The 8854-nt window shown below is 55.1% G+C and carries 10 protein-coding genes and 4 pseudogenes; 3 read left to right on the top strand and 11 right to left on the bottom strand.

From position 1 onward, the window contains the following. Nucleotides 1-83: 83 nt before the first annotated feature. The 7 genes and pseudogenes from FYC77_RS19730 to FYC77_RS21200 all read right to left on the bottom strand — a co-directional run. Nucleotides 84-470: pseudogene (locus FYC77_RS19730) on the bottom strand (hypothetical protein); the annotation flags it as partial. After that, nucleotides 467-1069: a DUF7437 domain-containing protein gene (locus FYC77_RS19725; protein ID WP_149083200.1), complete on the bottom strand. Its 603-nt coding sequence runs from the start codon at nucleotides 1067-1069 to the stop codon at nucleotides 467-469. The pseudogene FYC77_RS19730 and the gene FYC77_RS19725, both read right to left, overlap by 4 nt. A 50-nt stretch (nucleotides 1070-1119) precedes the next feature. Beyond that, nucleotides 1120-1504, bottom strand: a pseudogene (locus tag FYC77_RS19720) (DUF7558 family protein). 552 nt (nucleotides 1505-2056) lie between these two features. Then, complete coding sequence (locus FYC77_RS19710) at nucleotides 2057-2284, bottom strand: hypothetical protein (protein WP_149083198.1); 228 nt, start codon at nucleotides 2282-2284, stop codon at nucleotides 2057-2059. Nucleotides 2285-2456: 172 nt separating this feature from the next. Next, on the bottom strand, nucleotides 2457-2609 hold the full coding sequence (locus tag FYC77_RS21205) for a DUF7837 family putative zinc-binding protein (RefSeq protein WP_449406749.1): 153 nt from the start codon (nucleotides 2607-2609) through the stop codon (nucleotides 2457-2459). Nucleotides 2610-2824: 215 nt separating this feature from the next. Further along, nucleotides 2825-3133, bottom strand: a complete 309-nt coding sequence (locus FYC77_RS19705; RefSeq protein ID WP_149083197.1) for a hypothetical protein — start codon at nucleotides 3131-3133, stop codon at nucleotides 2825-2827. A gap of 92 nt (nucleotides 3134-3225) precedes the next feature. After that, nucleotides 3226-3375 (bottom strand): annotated as a pseudogene (locus FYC77_RS21200) (PadR family transcriptional regulator); the annotation flags it as partial. A gap of 78 nt (nucleotides 3376-3453) precedes the next feature. Here FYC77_RS21200 and FYC77_RS19695 point away from each other — a divergent pair. Next, nucleotides 3454-4284 (top strand): IS5 family transposase, encoded by an 831-nt coding sequence (locus FYC77_RS19695; RefSeq protein WP_149083196.1) that lies wholly within the window; start codon nucleotides 3454-3456, stop codon nucleotides 4282-4284. 33 nt (nucleotides 4285-4317) lie between these two features. On the opposite strand, the pseudogene FYC77_RS19690 reads toward FYC77_RS19695, so the two are convergent. Beyond that, nucleotides 4318-4449: pseudogene (locus tag FYC77_RS19690) on the bottom strand (PadR family transcriptional regulator); the annotation flags it as partial. A gap of 449 nt (nucleotides 4450-4898) precedes the next feature. On the opposite strand from FYC77_RS19690, the gene FYC77_RS19685 reads away from it, so the two are divergent. Continuing rightward, nucleotides 4899-6026: a ComEC/Rec2 family competence protein gene (locus FYC77_RS19685; protein ID WP_149083195.1), complete on the top strand. Its 1128-nt coding sequence runs from the start codon at nucleotides 4899-4901 to the stop codon at nucleotides 6024-6026. Then, nucleotides 6026-6301: a DUF3006 domain-containing protein gene (locus tag FYC77_RS19680; RefSeq protein WP_149083194.1), complete on the top strand. Its 276-nt coding sequence runs from the start codon at nucleotides 6026-6028 to the stop codon at nucleotides 6299-6301. Before FYC77_RS19685 ends, FYC77_RS19680 begins: the two co-directional genes overlap by 1 nt. Before the next feature lie 48 nt (nucleotides 6302-6349). On the opposite strand, the gene FYC77_RS21135 is transcribed toward FYC77_RS19680, so the two are convergent. From FYC77_RS21135 to FYC77_RS19655, 3 genes are all read right to left on the bottom strand, one after another. Continuing rightward, complete coding sequence (locus tag FYC77_RS21135) at nucleotides 6350-6688, bottom strand: PemK-like protein (protein ID WP_149083193.1); 339 nt, start codon at nucleotides 6686-6688, stop codon at nucleotides 6350-6352. Continuing rightward, nucleotides 6685-7044 (bottom strand): MarR family transcriptional regulator, encoded by a 360-nt coding sequence (locus FYC77_RS19670; RefSeq protein ID WP_149083192.1) that lies wholly within the window; start codon nucleotides 7042-7044, stop codon nucleotides 6685-6687. The genes FYC77_RS21135 and FYC77_RS19670 overlap by 4 nt, the downstream gene beginning before the upstream one ends. Nucleotides 7045-7935: 891 nt before the next feature. Next, on the bottom strand, nucleotides 7936-8547 hold the full coding sequence (locus FYC77_RS19655) for a hypothetical protein (protein ID WP_149083190.1): 612 nt from the start codon (nucleotides 8545-8547) through the stop codon (nucleotides 7936-7938). Nucleotides 8548-8854 lie beyond the last annotated feature (307 nt).

Below are 8854 nucleotides of genomic sequence, written 5' to 3'. Positions count from 1 at the left end.
CTATCGCCAACTACAAACGAGGAGCTAACCCTGGCAAAACGACGATCGAGGTGTGTCAATGATTCTGTGGTACCCTCTTATCTGTAGATGTAAGCGTGGTCAACGGTCTCGTCGACGAACGCTTGAGCGGCGACCCCTGCCAGCGCTGGATCCGCACGTTCGATCTCGTCGGCAGGGCGGTCATCAGCGTTCGCGATGTATCGCTGCACACCGTCCATCGTCCGGGAGACTAGTGCGTTCGTGTATCCCAACGGGGCTGCGACTCGGGCCCACCCTTCGTCGATTGCCGTGTCGACCGGCGGTGTCTCGACGTCGGGCGCGTTGACGGTCAGTTCGTCGTAGACACGTTCCGGGAGGACGAACGTCATGTCGTTCCGGCGTGCAAACGTTCGGACGACCTGATACCGACGGTTCGACGGTTGCCCCATCGCGACGAACAGACCGGTATCAGCGATATGGATGGCGCTCACGCGTCGTCGCCGGCAACGTCTCGATCGACACCCTCGATATCCGCGACCGACGCGCCTGCCCCCTCGATATCGAAGTGCTCGTGGACAATGGGCCGAAGCGCTTGGAGGATGATCTCGGCCGCGAGCGGGGAGATATCGAGATCACGGGCCATCAGCTGGTGGGTGACCTTCCCTTGCTCCCGGTCGACGGTATAGGTGAGTGCCGTCGCGAGGCCCGCGATTCCGTGCCGATCGATGTATGTATCGATGTCATCGTCGGTCGTGCGGCGCCCGACGGCATCGATGAGAACTGGCGTGATCGTGTATTCTCGGGTCCCCTCGGCAGCTGTGATGGTCAGGTCGATGTCACGAGCGACATACGTCCGTGGTTGGTCGTCAGTCGTCGCCTCGAGGACGCCAGCGTCAACCAGCCGGTTGACGTAGGTGTATGCTGTCCCCTGCGCGAGGCCGAGGGCGTCCATCATCTCTTGGACGGTCACTTCCTCCTCTTGATCGATATACGCATACAGCTGAGCGAGCTGCGGTCCCTCGAGAAGGTCCGCGACCGAGAGGAAGTCGCGGATGACGTCGCCGTTGGCTCGGTTTGACGTACGTGACATGGCTTGGTATTGATTACAGTTTACAGCGAAACAGTAAAGAGTGTTTGGGGTCACTCGTCCGGCGACGCGACGAGATACTCCTCGAGGTCGCGAGTCCAGTACGTGGCTGATCCATTGGGACTACACCGCGCACACAGTTGCAGTGGTCCCTCCAGGTGACCGAGTTTCACTTGAAACCGCGTGAGCCGGGCGGGACCGAAGGTCCCACTGGAAGCCGGCGTGAAACGCCGGCGACGCCGCGAGTGCGTCGACGACGAGTCTGCATCCGTCCCAGGCGTGGTGGTTGCGCTCGTCGGGATCTGGCTGTGTCTGGATCGCACAATCGACACAGATCGGGTGAGTAACCCGTTCTTCCGTCCCCCAGGTGTGGGCTTCGCCCAGATCCGAGCTGGGGAGTGCATCGCGGAAGGCACATCCGGGGAGGATCTGCTGCATTTACGTTCCTTCCTCACAGGTGTCGCGAGCGGCCGTCCACCCGCGCTGGAAGACAGGTATGTTGGTAGCAGATGAAGTGATAGAACAAGGTCTAGCTCCGCGAGTGTTAACCAACAAATTGGGGATACCACTCGGAACTGTTGGTTAAGGTCAGTCTCCCTTCTTCAGAACTGCAGAAGATGCCTAACCCAAAGGTAAGATACAAGGAATCTACTACCGACGATAGGCTGAGTACGTTGGCTTACTCCCCGCTGTTGCGGTGCTCAGGATCGAGCCGAGCATACGCATCTGCGGTGGCACCCAGTTCAGTGAGCGAACTGTTGAGCGTCATCGGTTCGGGGAGTCGCTCATCAATCCCGCGAAGGGCTTGTTCGGCCTCGAGGGGCGCCTCGTGAAATCTGACTCTGCTGGGGCACCATCTCCCTCGTTACGGGAAGAAAGGTCCATCTGATCGTGGGCATCCGGAAACAGGTGCTCAAAGAAGGGATCGTGCGTCCAGTCAACAGTCAGCGCTGGCACATAGCGGTCCGGTACACAGACCTGAAAGGGGAGTCAGGTTTCTGGGTGGTCGTAGCGATGGAACCGATACTTGCCTGTCCGCATTACCCAGTACCGTCCGTCAAACTCGAGAAGATCGTCGTTACCCTCAGCTGTTGTGAGGAGATCCGGGATACCTGTGTCGGTGATACCACAATCATGTGCCAGGTCCGTGATTTCCTCAACAGTGGCTCCCGGGTTCCCCGCCACAACATCCAGAATCCGGTCGTATACCTCTGGCATATGTCAGGAGATCCGGTATTCGACGATTGCGTCTGATTCGCATGCTGGACAGGTCTCGGTATCACTATCGACAGTGGTTCCACAGCGTCGGCACTCATACACGACCGCTGTCTCTGTCTGAGTTGTCCGGGCGAGCAACCGGTTCATCTCTTCAAATAGCATGAGACGACAGTTATTGCGGGTTCACGACGTCTTGACACTCGGGACACTCGGCGTATACTGCCAAACCCGAGTCTGTTTCGTACTCGAGGATCACGTCGATCGGCGTGATCTCGGCGTGGCAGAATGGGCAGGTGCCGAGAGATGGTGGATTTGTCGTGGACATGAGTTACTGCAGGTCTTGGAGGGGGAAGTGCGTGTGACTGCGACAGGGTGTGGTGTGTCTGCCCCCTCTACAATCAGTATCCAACCTAGGACAATATATATGCGACCCAACCTCAGTGAAACTGAAATCACCGATGTTAGAGTATGAGATTCCGTATCCCTGGCATATCTCGAGTTAGCCGTCGTCAGTCGCTTTGTCGAGCAACCGAAAGCGCATTAGTTCCCGGCTTGGACAGGTGCGCCGTAATCGATGTGGACCTCCGGTGTGCTCGGCGATTCCGGTGCTGGTACGCCGTTCCAGTCGGCAATCTGCACGTTTGCCATCTGGCCGGAAAATCGGAATCGCATCACTCCGGTATCGACCGCGCCCTCTGCGGCGTGGTCCGTGACGACCGTGGCTTCCTCGAGTGGATCAGCACCGACCAGTTCAATCTCGCCGTCGACGGTAATTTCGTAGTTCGAAGAGACACCTCTGCCCACAATAGTAACGAGATGTGGCAGAGTGTCGGGAGTCTCAGCGGACATGCTCCGATGAGACTATCCTGCCAGTATAAGACTTTTCTTCGATACAACCGTCAGAGCCAGTGAACGTCCGCTCCGACTGAATGCGCGTCGGCTCACATATCGACGTACTGGTGCTCCCACTCCTGTCGCTCCTGGATTACGTCCTCACCGTCATCGGTGATGGCGTAGTAGTTTGTCCGCCGATCGAGTTGCCCCTTCTCGGTGAACTGCTTGTTGACGAGCGTATCCAGGTTTGGATACAGGGGCTGTGTTGAATCACTAGACGGCAGCGGAACAAGTCAGTAAATGAAAGGCGTTGAAGCGGGAGACCCGAGTTGTTCATGACACAAATCTCCCGCTTCATTGGAGAAGTTGTGCCGGTTGCTAAAAGAGTCACTGGTGATGGAGACGAATCCGCCGCCCCGGAAGGTGGCGGCGGATTCGCCGACTACGCCTTCGTTTCCCTGCACTGTCTGCGGATTTACCTCGATACGTCCTACCGAATGACGATTGACCTGCTCAAGGAGATGCCACAAATAACCGGGGAGATCGGCCTCAGCGCGGCCGATCTCCCCTCGCCATCTACGTTGTGTAAGGCGTTCGACCGGATCAGTATGAGCGTCTGTCGAGTGCTGCTGCGCCAGTCGGCGCAGCTGCACGATCCTTCGAAACACGGCGCAATCGACGCTACCTTCTACGAACGTTCCGCAGCGAGCCGCCACTGCTGCCAACGAATCAGCTACCGCGTCCAGAAGCTCAAGGTCACAAAACTCGTCGATACAGACTCTCAAGCCGTCCTCGACGTTCACTGTTCAACGACCCGGGAAGGAAGTGACGCAGACCTCGCCGAGCAGATCGCCCGCCGGAACGCGGGCGATCTGCAGTCTCTGGCCGCTGACAAGGGCTATGACAAGCAGTCACTCCGCAAAGCACTCCGTGAACTCGGTATCAGACCGCTCATCAAACATCGCATTTTCGCACCGTACGACCATGCGCATAACACCAGAATCGACGAACAGCGCTACAATCAGCGCTCGATGACCGAGACCGTGAACTCGGCTGTCAAGCGCTCGCTCGGCTTTGCCGTGCGAGCGCGGTCTTGGTTCCGTGAGTTTCGAGAAATCGCCCTGATGTGTGTCGTCTACAACATCAAGCGAGCCGTAAAACAGTGAATTCCGACGCAGTATGGCGATTCAACACGGCCGATACAGGCGGCCGTGATTGATTTCACTCTCGTAGTACCGTTCCACCTCATCCTTGACGTCCTGACCAGATGGCTGGTCAGCACCCGCGATCACGTACAACAGATCACGCTGAAACCCGGTGAGGTCGTTCATTCTACAAGAGTCTTCAACGAACCTGTATTTGACTTCTTTTCCGGCTCAAACCGAGTGTTATCAGTCTGTGACATTCCTCCGTTCATGGTTGTCCTGCCGACAGGTGACACACTTTGCCGACCTCGTTGCCAGTCAGCCTGATTTCAACCGTATGAAATAACGAGGTGATGTGGTCCTCGAGTGTTTCCGATCCAAATAGGTATAAATAACTATGTTCTATAATTGAATCAACCAACAGATTCTCATGTCCTGGGATGGGAGATGCGGTGGCGGGTTCGTGTCACATCTGTTATACCCCGATGTACCATGGTAAACCCCGCCGCTCAGCTGGCATCACTGAAACGGGGTCCCCGGACCCTGTTTTTGCGAGAGGTGACACTGTTGGAATCCGGTGGCGCTGACAGGCTTTCGCGAGCGATCATGTGTGAGAGCACCCAAAACACACACCAATGAAACGACCTCTCCTTATCATCCTTGTCGCAGCGATGCTCGTTCTTGCGGGCTGTGCCGACGGAACTGGGACAGGAACCGATGATCCGACGGTCGAAGCAGATGATGACCTCGAGGAGATCGATTCAGACGCCACTGACGACGATTCATCAACGGGTGAGGCGGAACCTGATGCAGACGAATCCGACAACGCCGAAACGGACGATCTCGACCCAGGTGATGCTCCCGATATCGATGGAGAACTCGAGATCCACCATATCGACGTCGGCCAGGCTGATGCCACGCTCCTGATCGAACCCTCTGGTGAGACGATGCTCATCGATTCCGGTGACTGGCGTCAAGGCGGGTCCGACGTAATCGCGTACCTCGAGGACCAGGATGTCGATCGAATCGACCATCTTGTCGCGACACACGGTCACGCCGATCACATTGGCGGTCACGATGCAATCATCGAACACTACGAAACCGAGCGTAACGGTATCGGCGTTGCCTATGACTCCGGTGTTGCACACACAAGCCAGACGTACGAGCGATATCTCGACGCGATCGAAGAACACGATGTCGAACTGCTGATCGTCGAAGAGGGAGATCACTTCGAGTTCGGTGACGCGACCGTCGACGTACTCAACCCGCCGACGGGTGACTCAGGTTCAGACCTACACTATAACAGCGTAACGCTCACAATCGAGTTTGGTGAGTTCTCCTATCTGACGACTGGCGATGCGGAAGCTGATGCAGAGCAACGCATGGCTGACGAGCACGGTGATAGCCTCGAGACAGACGCGTATCAGGCAGGCCACCACGGTTCGACGACGTCATCGACGGAGCCGTTCATGGGCCAGGCGACACCGGACGTTGCGATCATCTCGAGTGCATACGACTCCCAGTACGGGCATCCACATGATGAAGTCCTCGAGGACTACGCGGATCGAGGGATCGAGACCTACTGGACTGCTGTCCACGGCGATGTCGTACTCACCACTGATGGGAATGATCTCGCCGTCGAGACAGAACACGAGTTCTCGACTGAGGCTGCGGATCTTCTCGAGGAGAAACCAACTGATGACGATACACAAGCCTCACTGACCCGTCCAATTGACGTGGCTCCAGCACCACTAGTCGGTTAATGACTGAGATCTACACTGCAACTCTCGACCGGATCGTCGACGGACAAACAGCAGTACTCTTACTCGAGGAAGACGGCGAAACTGTCGACCAACTCAACGTCGACGTAGCGAGGCTTCCGTCGGAAAGCCAGCATGAAGGGGCGGTTCTCGAGATTGTCGTTGAAGCGAGCGAACTCTGTGAAGCTGAATACCTCCCTGAGGTCACACAGTCTCGCAAAGAGACTGCACAAGGACGCCTCGATCGGTTGTCGAAGAGATTGTCCGGGCAAGACTGAATCGGAAGTCATGTAGAGTCACAATCACCATGTCAGAACAACGTCTACTTAGGAAATGTAGTCGATTGTTTGTGTTACCACGTTTTCTATGCGTTCGTCGGTAAGGGACGTCATATAGAATTCCACTTCTGAAGCACTGTTGAGGGTCACGAGCGACCACAGAAGGACATGGCTTCGTTCCTCAAGTGGGTCGCCCTCGTTGTCATCGTCTCTGAGAATGAGCGATTCCACGTGGGAGGTTTTCGAAGAGAGTAGGACCGTAATGAGTTGCAAGCCATGGGTAGGGAACTGAGGAGTCCCCAAAATGAGCATTGGGCGTCCTTTCTCCGAGAGTGGATCGGTCCACCAGACGGTGTCACCACATTCCAGTCCTTCGAATGTGGTCACTGCACTTTCTCCATCTCGTCGGTTTGGAGCTCTTCGAGACGCTCTTCTCCGTACTGTTCGTCTGCAGCCTCGTGATACTGGTGTAGCCGGTAGGCAGATTCGAGCCGTTCCTCGTCGTCTGTAATCGCCCAGTATGGGCGCTTGTGCCGCACAAGGCCGCGTTCTTTCAGTCGTGAGAGAATCGCACTGACAGCGTCCGGATCTAGGTCGAGTTGCATAGCGATCATCGCCGCCTTCCACGCACGATCGTCGTTCTCGTTGAGGAAGGAGACGATCCGCTCGGTGTCGTTTCGCTCCTCGAATTCGTCGTCGTCAGCGTTCTCGAACTCGTCGATGTCGATCGTGCCGCCCGACATAGATTGGTGTTGGTGCTGTTGGAACATAGCTGATTGGAACATTTGCTACAGTGATATTAGGAATGAATGTATGTTCGGACGTGTTCACACTGTCAGAAGAGACAAGCCGTGTAACCCTTACAATTCACCTGTGATCGTACCTCGAGCTTTGCAGGGAGTCCCTGCAGGCAGTTCTCCAGGAAACTCAGCGGCGCTTCCACCTCGAGGTGTCCCGGTCCGTGGACTAAATCCTCATCAGTCTCGATCTGAAAGTGAGTTACCCCAAGGTCTTCGTGATCGTCATCATTATGTCATCCCAGACTAACTGCATCGTCGGCCCACTGCACACGCTGAACATCAGTGCCAGCGAGGACGCCAGGAAACCTCAAAAGTAGCCTGCTGCGTGGGAATTCTTTCCCTAAGAACATCTCAGTATCAACGTCAGCAACAACAGATCTGGGACGAAGTCGCGACGGTCGATATGGGACGTTGGAGAAACCAGGTTCTTTCTCGAGGCGTTCTTTGATCCGACGAAGTCCTTCGCGCCGAGTGAATCCACGGCCACCAGCAAGAAACAGTACCATCGCTGTTTGTTAGCCTTCCTGTGGAAGCGTCTCTGAATCCACCTCTCCGATACGTGGATCTGCGTCGAGCCTCGTCAATGAACTCTGCAGGCTGATGGCACCCCATAAGGACGAGGAAGGTTATCGCTTTTGCAGTCGATCGATTGCCTCTTGAAATCGAACAGGATCGGTGTCTCCTTGTTTAGCCGATTCATTCGCAGAGCGGATCTGAGAGTTGATCAATTTATTCTGTTGGCGTGACCACTCCTCATCGTCATGGGTGCGAACGTACTCTGCCCACTGCTTGATAAATGCGCGGCGTTGCTCAATAGACTTGGTCTGGCTTTTATCAAGCTCGTTTGAGTTCAGCATAGTAGTCTTCAACACCCAATTCAGTGACGTACACTTCGAGTTCCTCCGTGTTAAATTGTTCCTCGAACGTAAAGTAGAGGTGGAGTGCGTCTTCGAAATCTTTTCCGTTCAGACTCCCTGCTTGTTGTGCGAGCCGAAGTTTATATGCAATCTGGAGTTCAATTGGGCTAACCGAAATCTGACTGTCGTCAAACTCCACCGTCAACGCGTTCTCAAGTGCTTCACGTTCGAGATCATTTGAAACGAACCACGTCTCAAAGTTAGGAAACATCTCTCCGTCTTCAGCGATTCGAATCCGGTCTTCATCACTTAACAACGAATACATATCATCCAACGGCATCGCCATTCCCCAGTAATCGCTCTCTTTCAGGGCCGAAACAAGCTGCTCCGTTTCTGCCTTTGAAAGAGGGTCGAGAATGACGTCGACGTCTTCAGTCGCACGTGATCGGCCTGTAAGAATTGCTACGTACCCGCTCACAATGACGTAATTAACATCACATGAGTCCAAAACACGTGTGAACTCGACTACCTCTTGATCTAGCTCCGAGAGAGTCCTCGAAAGCGAGAGTCGCTCATTACTCAGTTCCATCAGTTCTTCCTATGGAATCGATAAAACGTGTATCTACGGATTGTCTCACACTACTCATTCGTCCCGCCAAATAACTGCTTTGTACGGTTCCAAATCGAGTCCTGCTCCATAACTGTCTCATCGTCAGTCTCGAGCGCCGAAGACTGATCACAATCCTCGGGTTGTTCCATACAGGCCTCGAGTGCCTCTCGAAGCGTCTGATTCTCTGACTCGAGTTCCTCGATACGGGTGAGCGTGTCATAGAAACGTTCTCAACGAAGGCAGCAGGGTGTGGAAACTGTGTCCAGCAGCGCCACAACCCTGCAAG

The organism is Natrialba swarupiae, assembly GCF_008245225.1.
Taxonomy (GTDB): domain Archaea; phylum Halobacteriota; class Halobacteria; order Halobacteriales; family Natrialbaceae; genus Natrarchaeobius; species Natrarchaeobius swarupiae.
This window is presented reverse-complemented; position numbering and strand designations above follow the sequence as displayed.